The 16393-nt window shown below is 71.2% G+C and carries 10 protein-coding genes and 1 rRNA gene; 1 reads left to right on the top strand and 10 read right to left on the bottom strand.

What is annotated here, in order from left to right; genetic code table 11:
* Positions 1–261: 261 nt before the first annotated feature.
* From DEJ02_RS16480 to DEJ02_RS16455, 6 genes are read right to left on the bottom strand one after another with little or no spacing between them, the layout of a single operon-like run.
* Positions 262–2370 (bottom strand): glycoside hydrolase family 36 protein, encoded by a 2109-nt coding sequence (locus tag DEJ02_RS16480; protein WP_111033832.1) that lies wholly within the window; start codon positions 2368–2370, stop codon positions 262–264.
* Positions 2367–3260 (bottom strand): ABC transporter ATP-binding protein, encoded by an 894-nt coding sequence (locus DEJ02_RS16475; RefSeq protein WP_111033831.1) that lies wholly within the window; start codon positions 3258–3260, stop codon positions 2367–2369. The genes DEJ02_RS16480 and DEJ02_RS16475 overlap by 4 nt, the downstream gene beginning before the upstream one ends.
* The gene (locus DEJ02_RS16470; protein ID WP_111033830.1) at positions 3257–4213 is read right to left on the bottom strand and encodes an ABC transporter ATP-binding protein; all 957 of its coding nucleotides are present in this window, start codon (positions 4211–4213) and stop codon (positions 3257–3259) included. Before DEJ02_RS16470 ends, DEJ02_RS16475 begins: the two co-directional genes overlap by 4 nt.
* Entirely contained in the window at positions 4210–5250 is a 1041-nt protein-coding gene (locus DEJ02_RS16465; RefSeq protein WP_111033829.1) for an ABC transporter permease, read from the bottom strand. The genes DEJ02_RS16470 and DEJ02_RS16465 overlap by 4 nt, the downstream gene beginning before the upstream one ends.
* A gap of 14 nt (positions 5251–5264) precedes the next feature.
* Positions 5265–6254: an ABC transporter permease gene (locus DEJ02_RS16460; RefSeq protein WP_071247140.1), complete on the bottom strand. Its 990-nt coding sequence runs from the start codon at positions 6252–6254 to the stop codon at positions 5265–5267.
* A 34-nt stretch (positions 6255–6288) separates the two neighbouring features.
* Positions 6289–7974 (bottom strand): ABC transporter substrate-binding protein, encoded by a 1686-nt coding sequence (locus DEJ02_RS16455; RefSeq protein ID WP_111033828.1) that lies wholly within the window; start codon positions 7972–7974, stop codon positions 6289–6291.
* A gap of 116 nt (positions 7975–8090) precedes the next feature.
* Here DEJ02_RS16455 and DEJ02_RS16450 point away from each other — a divergent pair, with 116 nt between their 5' ends.
* A complete protein-coding gene (locus DEJ02_RS16450; protein ID WP_111033827.1) occupies positions 8091–10640 on the top strand; it encodes a glycoside hydrolase family 2 protein in 2550 nt (849 codons plus the stop codon).
* Between the two features lie 112 nt (positions 10641–10752).
* Here DEJ02_RS16450 and DEJ02_RS16445 read toward each other — a convergent pair whose 3' ends face one another.
* From DEJ02_RS16445 to rrf, 4 genes are all read right to left on the bottom strand, one after another.
* Positions 10753–12912, bottom strand: coding sequence for an alpha-galactosidase (locus DEJ02_RS16445; protein ID WP_258378767.1), 2160 nt, complete (start codon positions 12910–12912; stop codon positions 10753–10755).
* A complete protein-coding gene (locus DEJ02_RS16440; RefSeq protein ID WP_111033826.1) occupies positions 12909–14927 on the bottom strand; it encodes a beta-galactosidase in 2019 nt (672 codons plus the stop codon). Before DEJ02_RS16440 ends, DEJ02_RS16445 begins: the two co-directional genes overlap by 4 nt.
* A 105-nt stretch (positions 14928–15032) precedes the next feature.
* The gene (locus DEJ02_RS16435; protein WP_111033825.1) at positions 15033–16163 is read right to left on the bottom strand and encodes an ROK family transcriptional regulator; all 1131 of its coding nucleotides are present in this window, start codon (positions 16161–16163) and stop codon (positions 15033–15035) included.
* Between the two features lie 127 nt (positions 16164–16290).
* A 5S ribosomal RNA gene (gene rrf, locus DEJ02_RS16430) occupies positions 16291–16393 on the bottom strand; the annotation flags it as partial.

The following is a 16393-nucleotide window of genomic DNA, read 5'->3' as shown; positions in this document are numbered from 1 at the left end:
AACCGTAGCGTGCAGCGCCGACACCAGAATCGCTCACACCCCGGTCACGTGTGAGCAGCGAGGTCTGTCGCTGCTTCGCTCCTGACGGTTTTGGTTCACGATTCCCGAGGATCCTGAACCAGAACCGTCACCGCGCGGACACGAACCCGCGTCCCCCGCGCCGTGGACGCGACCACGGATGAAACGGGAGGCACGGTGCCTGCCCGCACCGTGCCTCCCGTCCGCTCCAGCGCGCGCCCTGCCATCGCGACGCGCGCCCGCTCAGGCCCCCGCGTCCGCCTCCTGCGACCGGACGCGGAGCACCCGCGCTGTGGGGGTCGATCCACCGTTCGCGACCTCGAGCGAGCCCGAAGCGGCGTCCCACGCCACGGACCACGACCCGAGTGCCGTCGGGAACAGCGGCTCGACGACCACCGCCTGCCCGGCGAACGCCGGTAGCGGCAACGACACCGACGCCGACGCACCGGGCAGCGACCACACCGACAGGTACAGGTCGCCCGTGGTGGCGTGCAGGCCGAGTGCGACCCAGGGGTCCTCCCAGGCGGGCAGCCCGAGGGGCCAGACCGGGACGGACGCCTCGACGACGTCCAGGACCTGCCGGTGCGCAGCGATCGCGTCACCGACCACCGCACGCTGCGACGACGACATCTCGTTGAGGTACCCGGACAGGTACATCCGGCCGAGCACTCCGTTCACGAGCGACAGCGTGAACAGCTCCGGGTCCATCGTCGGCGCCGGGTACGCCCAGTTCCCCGCCTGCTCGGGCAGCATCGCGGCGGGAGCGGCGGCGGCGATCGTGGCGGACAGCACCGGGTCCTGCTGGTCCGACGTCGACTGCATGTGCAGGCGGGACAGCACGGCCCAGTCGGCGCGCATCGCTCCCGAGGCGCAGTTCTCGATGAGCAGTGCCGGGTACCGTTCCTGCACCGCGTCGAGCCAGTCGAGCAGCGCCCGCTCGTGGTCGAGCATCCCGGCGAACGGCCCCGTCATGGTGTTGTTGTCCATCTTGAAGAACGTCACGCCGAGCTCCCCGACGAGCCGGTCGACCACCGAGTCGAGGTGTGCGCGGGCCTCCGGCGAGCGCAGGTCGAGCAGGTGCCGCCCGTGCTCCGCGGCCCGGACCCCGTGGTGCTCGACGAACGCGGACGACGGCAGGGTCGCGGCCAGCGGAGAGTGGATGCCGATGACCTCGGGTTCGAGCCAGAGGCCGGCCTGCATGCCGCGCGCACGGATGTGGTCGATGACGGATCCGAGCCCCGTCGGGAACCGCGACGCTGCTTCCTCCCACGCTCCGACGGTGTCCCACCAGTGTCCCTCGGCGTACCAGCCGGCGTCGATGCAGAACAGGTCCGCTCCGGCGTCGGCGGCCGCGTCGATGAGCGGCAGGAGCTTCTCGGTCGTCGGGTCGCCCATGAGCGTGTTCATGTAGTCGTTGAACACCAGGGGCAGGGCACGGTCGGCCTCCCGCACGTGCCGGAACGCCCGACGCTGCCGGGTGAGCACCCCGAAGGCGTCGTCGATCGACCCGGCGATGCCGACGGACACCGGCACCGAGGTGAACGGCCGCTCCGGTGTGACGACGGTGGTCCACTGGTGTTCCTGGTCGGTGGGGCCGCTCAGCAGCAGGTACGCGTGCCGCCGGGTCTCGCCGAGCTCGTACAGCCACGGCCCGTTGTGCTCGACCTGCCAGACGAGCGCGTACGGAAGCGACACAGCGTGCTCCGCCAGCAGCACCCCGATCGGCAGCGCCTCGCCGGTCGACCACGAGCCGCGGTTCTGCACGACGGCGCGGCTGCGGGGCGGGTGGTGCTGGGCGTCCCGGTCGATCGCCGCGAGCCCGATCGACCGCAGCGGATCGGTCCGCCACCGGCTCTCCGCTGCCCAGTCGTTGTCGGCGTGCACGAGGGCGAGCTCGTCGACAGAGGCGCCCGAGTCGGTCAGGAACGCCCCGGTCGCGAACGACGACACGGAGTCCACGACGTGCTCACCGCGTTCGGCCGACACCTCGGTCCACGTCTGGAACGCGGGCACGCCGGCGCGCGCCCGGAACACCGACTCGGCCTGGAGGCCCGTGGTCGCGTCCGCCTGCACGATCCGGAACCAGAGGTCGGTCCCGTCGTCGTGCACGTGGTGCGACACGGGGCGCAGTCGCGCCCCGATCGTGGAGTCCACGTGCCGGAACCCGCCCGGGAACCGCCCGTGCCCGATCGTCGTCAGCTCGACGAGCGGTTGCGGGTCGTCCGGCCCGTCGGCGAGCGTGCCACCGGCCGGCACGAACGACACGAGCGCCGCGGGCAGGTCCGCACCGACCCGGAACCGTGCCGCGAACCCGTCGGTGACCCAGTCGACGAACGTCGGCCCGTCGCTCATCGCGCCCCGACCGGTGCGGGCTCGCTCGACAACCAGTCCCCGACCGTGTGGTCGTAGCAGGTGGTGTTGTCGATCTTCGTCCGGTCGAGCGGCGGCCCCGCGGTGATCCGGCGCTCGGTGCGCTCCGGGTCGGGGGCGGCCTCGGCGAGCAGCCGGGTGTAGTCGTGGTGCGGGTCGAGGATGACGGCGTCCGACGGTCCCCGCTCGACGACCCGGCCGCGGTAGAGCACCAGGATCTCGTCGGAGAAGTGCCGCGCGGTCGCCAGGTCGTGCGTGATGTAGAGCACGGCGAGCTCGTCCTCGCGCTGCAGCCGGCCGAGCAGGTTGAGCACGCTCAGGCGGATCGAGACGTCGAGCATCGACACGGGTTCGTCGGCGATGAGCACCTGGGCGCCCGGGGCGAGTGCGCGGGCGATGGCGACTCGCTGCCGCTGCCCGCCGGAGAGCTCGTGCGGCCGCCGCGACGCGAAGTCCTCGTCGAGGTTCACCCGGCCGAGCAGTTCCCGCACCTTGTCGGCGGTCTCGTCGGCGCCGCGGGCCCGGTGGTGCAGCTGCAGCGGTCGGGCGATGTGGTGCTCGATCGAGTGGAACGGGTTGAGCGAGGCGAACGGGTCCTGGAACACCATCTGCACGTGCCGCCGGTACATGCTGCCCTCGACGGGGGTGCCGTCCTCGAGCCGCACGTCGATCGAGCCGCGCGTCCGGGTCTCGAGCTTGGCGAGCATCCGCGCGATGGTGGACTTGCCCGAGCCGGACTCCCCCACCAGTGCGACGGTCCGGCCGGGCAGCAGGTCGAACGACACGTCGTCGACGGCCCGCAGGGTGGTGCGCTTCAGGCCCTTGCGGGTGTGGAAGTCCTTGCCGAGGTGGCTGACGGTCACACTGGTCATCGGTCCGTCTCCTGTGCTGCCTGGACCACGACGGCCCGGGTGTCGGTCTCGGGTTCGGCGCCGTCCTCGACCCCGGTGCGGATGAACGCGCCGCGGGCTCCGGACAGGCTCGGGAACGACTGCAGCAGCTTCCGCGTGTACGGGTGCTGCGGGTCGTGCTGGATCACGCTGGCACGGTCGCACTCGACGACCTCGCCGCGGAGCATGATCGCGATCCGGTCGCTGATCTCGAGCAGCAGCGGCAGGTCGTGCGTGATGAACACGACGGCGAACCCGAGCTCGTCCCGCAGTCGGACGATCTCGCGCAGGATCTCCCGCTGCACCACGACGTCGAGCGCGGTGGTGGGCTCGTCCATGATCATGATCTGCGGTTCGAGCAGCATCGCCATCGCGATCATCACGCGCTGCCGCATGCCGCCCGACAGTTCGTGCGGGTACGCGGTGATGCGGGACGGGTCGACGCCGACGCGGCGCAGGGCGTCCTCGGCGATGGCCCGTCGTTCCTTGCGGGGCATGCCCTTGCGGTGTTCGACCAGGGCGTCGTCGAGCTGGGCGCGGATCGTGGTGACCGGGTTGAGCGCGTTCATGGCTCCCTGGAACACCATCGACAGCTTCGACCACCGCACCGCCCGGAGTTGCTCGTGCGGCAGGCCGAGCAGGTCGACGTCGGTGCCGTCGCGGTCGTGGAACGTGATGCTGCCCGACGAGACCTTCGCCGGCGGCCGGTGCAGCCGGGTGATGGCGTACGCCAGGGTCGTCTTGCCGCAGCCCGACTCCCCCGCGAGCCCGAGGATCTCGCCGGGCGCCAGGGTGAGCGAGACGTCCTTGACGGCGTGCACGGGGTGCTCGGTCTCGTAGACGACGTCGAGGTGGTCGATGGTCAGCACGGCCGGCCGACGGCCGTCGCCCGTGGCGCCGGAGGTGACCGGTCGTGCGGTGTCGGTGGCGCTCATCGGGCGACCCCCTTCGTGTCGTGACCGGCGGTGGCGACGCGGCCCGGGCCTCCCGAGCGGGCCGCACGCTTCGCACGACGGTCGCGCCGTCGCTGCGCACGCACGTTCGCGAGTCGCGGGTTGATGACCTCGTCGATCGAGAAGTTCACCAGGGACAGGCCCATGCCGAGCAGGGCGATGAGCAGGCCCGGCGGCACGAACCACCACCAGGCGCCGTTCGCCAGCGCGAAGCCGTTCTGGGCGTAGAAGAGCATCGTGCCGAGCGTCGAGGAGTTCGACGCCCCGAGCCCGAGGAACGACAGCCCCGCTTCCCCGAGGATCGCCGCGATCACCGCGAACACGAACTGCGACGCGAGCACCGGCAGCAGGTTCGGCAGGATCTCGACGGCGATGACCCGCCAGGGCCGTTCGCCGGCGACCCGGGCGGCGGACACGTAGTCGCGGTTGCGGATCGACATCGTCTGCGCGCGCAGCACCCGGGCGGACCCGGCCCACGACGTGATCGCCAGGACGACCGCGATGGTCCAGAGCCCGCGGGCCTCACGCGGCACCAGGCCGGAGATGACGATGACGAGCGGCAGGCCGGGGATGACGAGGAACACGTTCGAGAACAGCGAGAACGCCTCGTCCATGATCCCGCCCAGGTAGGCGCCGAGGATGCCGAAGAACGCGGACAGCACCGTGGCGAGGACACCGACGATGAGCCCGATCTGCAGGCTGCCCCGGGTGGCGAAGGCGAGCTGGGCCAGGACGTCCTGACCGGTCTGGGTGGTGCCGAGGACGTTCGAGCCGCTCGGTCCCTGCAGCCCGGTGTCGCGGATGGTGGTCGGGTCGCCGACGAGCAGCGGTCCGATCACCCCGAACAGCGTGACGCCGGCGACGAGCGCGATGCCCGTGACGAGCCAGGGGGTGAGGGTGGGGAGGAACCGACGGATGCCGCCCTTCGACGCGCGCCGGGTGGCGATCGACGTGGTGCTGTCGGCCTCCTCGGTCAGCGCGCCGATGGTGGGCTCGGTCTCCTGCTGGATGTTGGTCATGGTCGTCTCCTCCCCTAGCTCCGGGCCCGCGTGCGCGGGTCGATCAGTCCGTACAGCAGGTCGACGACGAGGTTCGCGCCGAGGACCGCCAGGGTGATGAACAGGAAGATGCCCTGCATGAGCGCGTAGTCGTTGTTCGTCACGGCGGACAGCAGTTTCGACCCGATGCCCGGGTACGAGAACACCTGCTCGGTGACGACGGAGCCGGACACGATGAACCCGAGGGAGATCGCGAACCCGGCGACGGACGGCAGCACGGCGTTCCGGGCGGCGTAGTTCCGCAGGATCTTGCCGTCCGACAGGCCCTTGGCCTGCGCGGTGGTGATGTAGTCCTCGGACAGCGTCGACACCATCATGTTGCGCATGCCGAGCAGCCAGCCGCCGAGCGACGCGAGCACGATCGTCACCGCCGGCAGCACCCCGTACTGCACCGCCGAGACGATGAAGTCCCAGTTGAACCCGGGCGTCAGGATGACGTCGTAGCCGCCCTGCGCCGGGAACAGGTGGAGCCCGGTGGCGAAGAAGTACACCAGGATCAGCGCGAGCCAGAAGTACGGCACCGCGGCGAGCAGGGTGGTGGCCGGCACGAACGAGTCGAGCCAGGTGCCGGGCCGCCACCCGACGAAGGCCCCGAGGCCGACGCCGATGATCGCGGCCACGATGGTGGCGATCCCGACCAGGGCGATGGTCCACGGCAGCGAACTGCCGATCACCTCGGTGACGGGTGCCGGGAAGTAACTGACGGACACGCCGAGGTCACCGCGGAACACGTTGACCAGGTAGTGGCCGTACTGGGAGATGAGCGGCTCCGAGGAATCGCCACCGAGGAGCAGCTCGTACGCCTCCCGGGTCGCCGGGGTCACCTGCCCGCCGCGCTGCTGGAGCTTGGCGAGCAGGATGTCCACCGGGTTGCCGGGCAGGAGCCTGGGGATGATGAAGTTCAGCGTCAGGGCCGCCCACAGTGCGACGACGTAGAAGCCGATCTTGCGCAGGAAGTAGGTCATCGTCGAGTGCCCCTCGGTCGCGATCCCATCGGTGTCAGCCCTTCGCCGGCTTGAGCGCCTTGAAGATCTCGGCGTTGTCCGGGCTCGCCCAGACCGCCGGGAACGCGTACAGGTCGTCCTCCGTCGGCCAGCCGGTGAACTTCGCCGCGTGGAACTCGCTCGTCGTGCCGCCGGTCATCACGGGGATGTAGGGCAGGTCCTCGACGATGTGCTCCTGGATCGTGTCGAGCTCGGGCTGGGTCGCCGCGGTGTCCTCGGGGTTGATCGTGGCGAGCTTCGCGATGGCCTTGTCGACGTCGGGGTTGCTGTACCGCGAGATGTTCATCGGGGCTGCTTCGCCGACCTTCGCGGTGTTCGCCGTCGTGAAGTAGTTGTTGTACAGGTAGTACGGGTTCGCCGTCGGGCCCTGGCCGAGCGAGTCGATCGCGAGCTCGAAGTTGCCCTTGGTCTTCTTGTCGGTCCACTCGTTCCACGACGACTGCTGCGCCTTGAGCTCGATGCCCGCGGCCTTGAGCTGCTGCGTCATCGTGTCGATCGCGGTGATGTAGTCGGTCCACCCGGTGACGACCTCGACCGTGAGCGACAGCTTCTTGCCGTCCTTGGCGTAGATGCCGTCGGAGCCCTTCTTCCACCCGGCGTCCTCGAGGGTCGAGGCGGCCGCGTCGGTGTCGGCGGTCTCCGGCATCACGGCCGGCTCGATGTCCTTCGAGATGGTGTCCTTCTGCGTCGTGGTGAGCGCGAAGGTCGGCGAGATCTCGCTGGCGGTGTTCTCGAACGCCAGCGAGTTGAGCTGCTTGCGGTTGATGGCGTCGGCGATCGCGTGGCGGACGGCCGGGTCGGTCTGCGGGCCGGCGCAGCCCAGGTCGGTGTTCGCGCAGGTCAGCAGGGCCATCTGGTTCTGGCCGACGGTGATGCCGTCGTAGCCGTTGTAGTTGGCGGGGATGTCGTCCATGTTCGGCACCGGGCCGGTCTGCCAGTCGATCGACCCCTGCTTCAGTGCGTCGGCGCCGGCGGTGTTGCCGGAGAGCGACAGGTAGCGGATGGTCTTCACGGCCGGGGCGCCGTCCCAGTACTTCTTGTTCGCCTCGAGGGTGAACGCCTGCGCCTTGAAGGTGCCGAGCGTGTACGGGCCGGTGCCGACGGGCTCGCGCACGACGTCGGTGGTCGGGTCGATGTCCTTCCACAGGTGCTCGGGCACGATCCAGGTCTTGCCGAGCAGGTTCGGGCCGAGCACGAACGACGGCTTGTCGAACGAGACGACCACCTTGTCGTCGCCGTCAGCCTTCGCGGTTCCGTCGTAGCCGATCGAGTTCAGGGCCTTCTGCTTCTTGAGCATGTCGAGCGTGAACACGACGTCCTTCGAGGTGAAGGGCTCGCCGTCGCTCCAGGTGGCTCCGTCGCGCAGCGTGATGGTGAGCTGCGTGCCGTCGTCGTTCCACTCGGAGGACTTGCCGAGCAGCGGCTTCGGGTCCTTCGTGTTGACGTTGGTGATGAAGAAGAGCGACTCGTAGATCGTGCCGACGCCGCCGATGTTGGACGGCGACCACGGGTTGAAGTTGATCTGGTAGTCGCCGGACTGGCCGGTGTACGCCACCAGGGTCGAGGCAGCGGCGTCGTTCGTGCTGGCGGTGCCGCTGGAGCTGCAGCCGCTGAGCGCGAGGCCGGCTGCGAGGAGAACGGCGCCGCCGATGGCGAGCCGTGAACGGGTTGGGTTGAACATCGTTGTCCTCTCGGTCTGCGTCGTCGCAGGGTCCACGTTGTGAGCGTGATTGTTACACGCGTAAACTAAGGCGGTCAAGGGGTCGGGTCACGGCCCCGTAACGATGAGGAGACGCAATGGAGCGGACCACCCTGGACGGCACGTGGACCCTCGAGGCGGTGACCGGGCCCGAGCAGTCGGCGGAGCACCGCGAACCGATCGAGGCGCAGGTCCCCGGCTGCGTGCACACCGACCTGCTGCGGGGCGGCCGGATCCCCGACCCGTTCGACGGCGACGGCGAGGCCGCCACCCAGTGGATCGGCGACACCGTCTGGCGCTACCGCCGCACGTTCGAGTGGACCGCGCCGGACGAGACCCGCCACGACCTCGTCGCCGAGGGCCTCGACACCCTCGCCACGATCGAGCTCAACGGCATCGTCGTCGCGACCACCGCCAACCAGCACCGCTCGTACCGGTTCCCCGTCGGGCACCTGCTCCGACCGGGCGCGAACGAGCTCGTCGTCACGTTCGACGCGCCCGTCCCCGCCGCCGAGCGCCTGTCCGCCCTGCACGGCGGCGAGCTGCCGCACGTCAACCACCACCCCTACAACGCGCTCCGCAAGAACGCGTCGAACTTCGGGTGGGACTGGGGCGTCGACGTCGCCACGAGCGGCATCTGGAAGTCGATCGGCATCGAGTCCTGGAGCGGCGTCCGTATCGCGGCCGTCCGCCCGCTCGTCGACCTCGACGGCACCACCGGGGTGCTGACGGCCCACGTCGACGTCGAGCACGCCGGCTCCACGGGCGCCTTCTCGCAGGCCATCGGCAGCGCGCCCGTCGCGTCCGCGGACGGTTCCGCGGGCACCGGCCTGGAGGCCCGGATCACCCTGGCCCCGCACCCCGCGTCCGCAGGACACACCGGTTCCGACACCGCCGGCCGGGTGGTCGGGGCGCGCCCCGTCGTCGACGGCGCCGCGACCGTCCGCCTCGAGGTCCCCGACGTCGCCGTCTGGTGGCCTCGCGGCGAGGGCGACCAGCCGCTGTACGACGTCCGGGTCGAGGTCGGCGACGACGTGTGGACCGGCCGCGTCGGCTTCCGCACGGTCACGCTCGACACCGCCGCCGACGCCGGCGGGGCGCCGTTCCTGCTCCGCGTCAACGGCCGTCCGGTCATGGTGCGCGGGGCGAACTGGATCCCCGACCACGCCTACCTGACCGAGATGACGCCCGAGCGGTACGCGGACCGGATCCAGGACGCGATCGACTCGAACATGAACCTGCTCCGCATCTGGGGCGGCGGCATCTACGAGTCCGACGACCTGTACGACCGGTGCGACGAGCTCGGCGTCCTGGTGTGGCAGGACTTCCTGTTCGCCTGTGCCGCGTACGCCGAGGAACCCTGGCTCGCCGACGAGGTCGAGCCCGAGGTCCGCGAGGCCGTCACCCGCCTCAGCCCGCACCCCTCGCTCGTGGTGTGGAACGGCAACAACGAGAACCTCGTCGCCTACGCCGAGTGGGGCTGGCGGCAGTCGCTCGTCGGCCGGACCTGGGGCAACGGCTACTACCGTTCCCTGCTGCCGGCGGTCGTCGCCGAGCTGGACCCGACCCGGCCGTACACGCCGGGCAGCCCGTTCTCGTTCGACGAGTACCTGACGCCGAACGACCAGCGGAACGGCAGCGTGCACATCTGGGACGTGTGGAACCGGCTCGACTACCGCGCCTACGCCGACTGGGAGCCGCGGTTCGTCGCCGAGTTCGGGTTCCAGGGTCCGCCGGCGTGGTCGACCCTGACCGCGGTGGTGCACGACGAGCCCCTCGACCCGGACGGCCACGAGATGCTCGTGCACCAGAAGGCCGACCAGGGCAACCGGAAGCTCGCCGACGGCATGCGGGGGCACCTGCCCGAGCCGACCTCCATCGAGGACTGGCACTTCGCCGCACAGCTCAACCAGGCGCACGCGATCCGCTTCGGCATGGAGTGGTTCCGCTCCCGCACACCCGACAACACCGGCATGGTCGTCTGGCAGCTCAACGACGACTGGCCCGTGGTGTCGTGGGCCCTCGTCGACCACGCCGGCATACGGAAGCCCGTCTGGTACGCCGTCCGGCAGGCCTACCAGCCCGTGCTGCTCACCGTGCAGCCGTCGTCCGCTGCCCAGGGCGGCGACGGCGACGGAGGTCTCGACGTCGTCCTCGTCAATGCGTCCGGGGCGCCGGTCGCCGACGAGGTCACCGTCTCCCGCGTCGCCTTCGACGGCACCGTGCACGAGTCGTCGTCGTTCACGCTCGCAGCCGCCCCCGCCGATGCCGACCGGGTGCCGCTGCCGTCGTCACTCGCGGTGCCGGGCGACGCCGGTTCCGAGGTCCTCGTCGTCACGGGAGCCGGCACCCGCACCGTGCACGACTTCGCCGAGGTCGTCGACCAGGCACTCGACCCCTCGCCCCTGTCGACGGTCGTGTCGGCGACGGACGACGGCGCGACGGTCACCGTGACGGCGACGGGGTACGCGCGCGACGTCTCGCTGTTCCCCGACCGCGTGGATGCGGCCGCCCGGGTCGACGACGGCCTGGTGTCCCTGCTCCCCGGCGAGTCGGTGACCTTCACGGTGACGGGCGCGCCGCGCATCGCCGCACAGGAGCTCGTCCACCCGCTCGTCCTCCGCCACGCAGGTTCGCTCCTGCCCTGACACTGGCGCCGCTGACGGTTCCGGTTCACGATCCCCCGGGTTCGCGAACCGGAACCGTCACGTCGCCGGTCAGGAAACGCTTCTCCCGCCGAAGCAGCGCGGCTGACGGCGCTCAGTCGATCGCGCGGAGCTCCAGCACGATCGCGGTCGCGGGTGCGAGCAGCGGGAGCCGTGCGCCGACGTCCTCGAGCACGGCGCCGGTCAGTTCCAGGTGTCCGCGCACGAGCCACTCCGGCGGCACCATGTCGAGCCCACGCGGCACAGCGAGCCCGGACACCGGAGCGAGCCGGTAGCGCCGCGACCGGTCGAGTCCGCGCACCCGGAGCGGCACCGGCAACGACCTCGGCCCCGTCTCCGTCCGCGCCACCCGCACCAGCGCCCGCGAACGGTCGGTGGCCACGACCGACGTCGCCATCGTCCCCGGGTCCCCGAGGTCCAGGTGCCGCAGCCGCCCGGAGTGCAGCAGCCCGCGCTCCCGTCGGTACAGCGCCGTCCAGGCCCGGAGCCGGTCGAGCTCCTCGGGCGACAGCTTCGTGATGTCGGTCTCGATGCCGGCCGAGCCGAACAGCGACACCGCCATCCGGAAGTCCAGGTCGAGGTGCCGGCCCGTGGTGTGCGAGATCTCCGGCCCGACGTGCGAGCCGATCAGCTCGAGCGGGAGCAGTGCCTCGGTCCACCGCTGGATCGGCAGTCGCTCGAAGGCGTCGTTCGAGTCCGACGGCCAGACCCGGTCGGTGCGCTCGAGCACGCCGAGGTCGATCCGGGCACCGCCGCTCGCGCACGCCTCGATCTCGAGCCACGGGTGCCGCGCACGCAGCTCGTCCATCAACGCGTACACGCCGCGGGTGTGCGCGTCGATGCCGGCGCGTCCCGCGTGCACCGCGTGCACGATGTCCCGGTTCTGGTCCCACTTCACGAAGTCGACGTGGTGCTCACCGATCACCCGGGACATGCTCTCGAGCACGTGGTGCCGGGCCAGTGGGTTCGCCATGTCGAGCACGTACTGGTTCCGCCACGTCCGGACGTCGTCCTCGGGGCGCTGCAGCATCCACTCGGGGTGTGCCTCCGCCAGCTCGGACACCGGGCTGACCATCTCGGGCTCGAACCACAGGCCGAACTCCATGCCGAGCGCACGCACCCGGTCGACGAGCGGTGCCAGCCCGTCCGGCCACACGGTCGGATCGACGCGCCAGTCCCCGAGCGAGGTCGAGTCCGACCGCCGGCCGAGGAACCACCCGTCGTCGAGCACGAACCGCTCGACGCCGATGTCCGCCGCCGTCTCCGCCAGCGCCACCAGGGGTTCGAGCTCCTGCCGGTAGTAGACGGCCTCCCACGTGTTGAGCACCACGGGCCGGGGTCGTCGCGGGTGCCCCGGGCGGCTGCGCAACGAGTCGTGCAGGCGGTCGGACAGCCCGTCGATCCCGGTGTCGCTCCAGACGAACACGGCGTCGGGGGCGGTAAACGACTCCCCCTCGCCGAGCACGACCTCGCCGGCACGCAGCAGTTCTCCGGCACCGAGCAGCGGTCGCGCCTCGGCGAGCTGGTCGTACCGGTACACGGAGTCCGCGCTCCAGGCCAGGTGCACCGCCCACAGCTCGCCCTCGGCGTCCGAGAACCCGGGCGTCCCGAGCACGAGCAACGTCGGCGAATCGTGGCCCGTCCGCCCGCGACGGCTCTCCCGCGCGTGGCTCCCGGCCGTCGCCGCCCGGCGCTGCGGTGTGCGCTCACGGGTCCACCGTCCGCCCAGGTCGAGCACCTCGGTGATCCGCTCCCCCACGGGCAGCGTCGCCTCGAGCGCCTGCACGTGCACGGCCTCGGCGTGGGTGTTCGTCACGGTGTGTCGCACCCGCAGCACCCCCGCGGAGTCGAGCGTGAACTCGCTCCGGAGCGCCAACGAGTCCGACCCGGCGGTCACGACGATCCGCTCGTCGTCACCGATCACCACCACGTCACGCCACCGCGGCACGAGCGGCATCCCGTCCACGTGCCCGGCGATCCCCGGTCGCCCCTCCCACCCGTCGCGCTCGGTCGGCAGCACCGTGAGCGGCCACCGCGCGTCCAGCGCACTCGGTCCGAGCGGCCGGCCGAGTGCGAGCAGCAGGTCGGCCGCGTCGTCCGGCGCGACGGGCCCGACGTCCCGCCCCCAGTGCAGCACCTCGGGCAGTCCGTCCGCCGCGGACGCCAGCACCAGCGACACCCCGGCTGCTCGCAGCACGTGCACGCGTCGATCGCCTGCACCGACGGCTGTCGACTCGCGCTCCACGACGGTCACGAGACCCGCTCCTCGCGCAGCACGCGGACGCGTCCGGCCGGTACGACGGTGTCCGGCCCGTGGCCGGACCCGTCGAGCAGGTCCGTGCCGGACGCGACGACCGTGACGTCGTCAGCGCGGTGGTTGACGAGGAACAGGAAGGCGGAACCGTCGTCGCCGACGCGACGCACCGCCTCCAGGCCGGGAGGCCCGGTGACCGTCCGCAGGATCCCCCGCTCCGCGATCACCCCGTCCACGAGCCGTTGGATGCTGTCGTCCGCGAGCATCGCGGACACGTACCAGGCGCCGCCGCCGCCGACGGCGCGGCGCGTGACGGCGGGCCGGCCCGCGAGCGGGCCGTCGGTGTACCGGAGCACGGACTCGGCGTCCTCGAGTACGACCGCTTCGGCCCAGTCGGTGACGATCTCGCCGTCGTCGAGGGTCCAGCGCTCGTCGCGCTGCAGCGGGGTGAACTCCTCGCTCCAGGCGCCGAGCACCTCGCGGAACGCGCCCGGGTAGCCGCCGGTGCGGATGCGTGCGGTCTCGTCGGCGACGCCGGACAGGTACGTGACGACCAGGGTCGCGCCGCGGTCCACCACCGCGGACAGCCGCGCGGCGGTCGCGTCGTCGACGATGAGCATCGTCGGCACGACGACCACGTCGTAGCCGTCCAGGTCGGCGTCGGCGGGGACCACGTCCGTGAGCACCTGCCGGTCGTGGAACGCGCGGTGCCAGGCGCGGAGCTCCCGACCGTAGCGCAGGCCCCGGTGCGGCTTGAGCCCCGACTGCACGGCCCACCCAGAGGCCTCGTCCACGACGATCGCGACCCGGGCCGGCTCGACGCGGGTGCCCTGGACGGGTGCGAGGGCCTGCAGTGCCCGGCCGAGGGCGAGCACCTCGCGCCAGATGCGAGTGCGGGTGCCGGCGTGCGGGAGCATCGCCGAGTGGAACTGCTCCGCGCCCGCGGTGGAGGCCCGCCACTGGAAGAACAGCGCCCCGTCGGACCCGTGCGCGACGTGCGCCAGGGCGTTCCGGACGAGTTCCGCGGGTTCCTTGGCGCGGTTGCGCTGCTGCCAGCTCGGGCCACCCGTCGAGTGCTCCATGAGCAGCCACGGACGGCGGTCCGCCGACATCCCGCGCATCCGGTCACCGGCCAGCGCGAGGTCCTGCTCGCGGCGGGCGTCGTCGACGAGCGTGTAGTGGTCGTTCGCGACGATCGCCACGTGCTTCGCCCACCCGGCGTAGTCGACGACCTGCGACCCGGCGCCCACCATGAAGTTCGTCGTGACCGGCACGTCCGAGTGCTGCTCGATGACGGCCCTCTCGGCGTCGTAGTGGCGGAGCAGGGCGTCGGACGAGTACCGCTCGAAGTCCAGCGCGAGCCCGGGGTTCGGCGCCCCGCCCACCCCGCGCGGCGGCGAGACCTCGTCGAACGAGGTGTACGTGTGCCCCCAGAAGGCCGTGCCCCAGGCATCGTTCGCGGCCTCGACGTCGCCGTACTTCGCGACGAGCCAGTGCCGGAAGTCCGCTGCCGACTCCTCGCAGTAGCACCGGCCGTTGCCGCCGCCGAGCTCGTTGCTCACGTGCCAGAGCCGAACGGCGGGGTGTCGGCCGTACCGCTCCGCCAGCGCGTCGACCATGCGGAGCGCGTGCTCGCGGAACAGCTCGGAGGCCGGGCACCACCCGAGTCGTCCACCCGGTCGCTCTCGCCGCTCCGTGGCGTCCACCGGGAGGATCTCCGGGTGTGCGGTCAGCAGCCAGTTCGGCGGGGCAGCGGTCGGCGTCGCGAGGTCCACCGCGATGCCGTGCTCGTGCAGCAGTGCGAGCACGTCGTCGAGCCATTCCCACGTGAAGTCCCCCGGCGACCGCTCGAGCAGTGCCCACGAGAACACCCCGACGGTGACCAGGTTCACCCCGGCCTCGCGCATCAGGCGAACGTCGTCGAGCCAGGTCTCCCGGGGCCACTGCTCGGGGCTGTAGTCGCCGCCGAACGACAGGCCGTCGGTCGGCCACGGAACGGTGGGGGCAGCGGTCACGGCATCTCCTTCGATGGTGTGGACCGCTCAAGCCTCCCGTCTGCGTCGGCGTTTGTCAACGTGTGTAACTAACGCGTCGAAACCTCTGCCTGATCCCTCGACCGCTCACTCCCCCAGCAGCCGACGGATGGCGAGGACCGCCCCGGCACGTGCCCACTCCGAGAACTCGAACGGCTGCACCTCGACCGTGACCGGCTCGGTGTACGGCGCCAGTGCGGCTCGCATCGATTCGTCGACGGTCGCCCGCGCCAGGTCGTACACGGGCAGCCCGTCACCAGTCAGCACGATCGCCGATGGGTCCGCGATGTGCACCGCGGTGGCGAGCAGGACCCCGAGGGCGCGGCCGGCATCCTCGAACGCAGCGAGGGCCCCCTCGTCGCCGTCCCGGGCGAGCTCGACCACCTGGTCGTACGTCTTCCCCTCATGGCCGGCGTTCCGCACGATGACCGGGCTCGGCAGGTAGCTCGAGGCGCACCCGGCGTGACCGAGACCACAGTCCGGACCGCCTCCGAGGACGGGGAGGTGCCCGATGCGCCCCAGCCGTCCGTGCTCCCCCGTGGAGACCTGCCCGTTCGCGATGAGCCCGAGGCCCAGACCCTCACCGACCGTCACGAGCACCATCGACCCGCGACCGGCACCCGCACCGAACCAGTGCTCCTTCGCAGTGAGCGCGTGGACGTCGTTCGCCGTGAACGTGGCGATCCCCGTCCGCTCCTCGAGCATCCGGGCGAACGGCACCTCGTGCGACCCGAGGAACACCGACGCCGCGACGACGGACTCCCCCGCGCGCACCATGACGTCGCCGGGCAGGGAGACTCCGATCGCACAGATGGCCGGGTGCGCATCCCGGAGCCGGGCGAGCACCAGGGTGATCTGCTCCGCGAGCGGCTCGGCGGCGGTGTCGTCGATCGCCTCTTCGTGCAGGGCGAGGACCCGTCCGCCCAGGTCCGTGACCGCGGCGTACAGGCGGTCCTTCGTGAGCTTGATGCCGAGGAACTCCCACTGCCCGCTGCTCACCTGCAGGAGCTCCGACGGGCGACCGGTGGCACCGCGCACATCAGTGCCGACCTCGACCACGAGCCGCTGTGACACGAGGATGCGCATGGCCCGCGTGAGACTCGCCCGCGAGAGCCCGAGTGACCGGGCGATCTCGGCGCGGGAGAGCACCCCGTGGATGAGGATCTCCCGCAGCGCCAGTCGGGAGCCATCGGGCAGGGCCGGCCAGGCTTCGGTCATCGTTCCTCCGTCGTCGGCTGATCCTACGGCCTCACCGGACCCCTTCGACAAGGACCCCGAACGGGCCGTGAACGCAGAAAACCCCTGACCACGAATGGTCAGGGGTTCCCTGGTGTTTCTACGTTAAGTCCGGCGGCGTCCTACTCTCCCACAAGGTCCCCCTTGCAGTACCATCGGCGCTGAGAGGCTTAGCTTCCGGGTTCGGAATGTGACCGGGCGTTTCCCTCTCG

The organism is Curtobacterium sp. MCLR17_042 (genome assembly GCF_003234695.1).
GTDB lineage: Bacteria > Actinomycetota > Actinomycetes > Actinomycetales > Microbacteriaceae > Curtobacterium > Curtobacterium flaccumfaciens.
The sequence above is the reverse complement of the archived record's forward strand: the minus strand, read 5'-3'. Positions and strand labels throughout refer to the sequence as shown.

What these genes read in the sequence shown, in the direction of transcription:
- DEJ02_RS16470 (WP_111033830.1), bottom strand. Translation starts at nt 4,213, where the DNA reads ATGAGCGCCACCGACACCGCACGACCGGTCACCTCCGGCGCCACGGGC.
- DEJ02_RS16455 (WP_111033828.1), bottom strand. Translation starts at nt 7,974, where the DNA reads ATGTTCAACCCAACCCGTTCACGGCTCGCCATCGGCGGCGCCGTTCTC.
- DEJ02_RS16480 (WP_111033832.1), bottom strand. Translation starts at nt 2,370, where the DNA reads ATGAGCGACGGGCCGACGTTCGTCGACTGGGTCACCGACGGGTTCGCG.
- DEJ02_RS16450 (WP_111033827.1), top strand. Translation starts at nt 8,091, where the DNA reads ATGGAGCGGACCACCCTGGACGGCACGTGGACCCTCGAGGCGGTGACC.
- DEJ02_RS16475 (WP_111033831.1), bottom strand. Translation starts at nt 3,260, where the DNA reads ATGACCAGTGTGACCGTCAGCCACCTCGGCAAGGACTTCCACACCCGC.
- DEJ02_RS16435 (WP_111033825.1), bottom strand. Translation starts at nt 16,163, where the DNA reads ATGACCGAAGCCTGGCCGGCCCTGCCCGATGGCTCCCGACTGGCGCTG.
- DEJ02_RS16465 (WP_111033829.1), bottom strand. Translation starts at nt 5,250, where the DNA reads ATGACCAACATCCAGCAGGAGACCGAGCCCACCATCGGCGCGCTGACC.
- DEJ02_RS16460 (WP_071247140.1), bottom strand. Translation starts at nt 6,254, where the DNA reads ATGACCTACTTCCTGCGCAAGATCGGCTTCTACGTCGTCGCACTGTGG.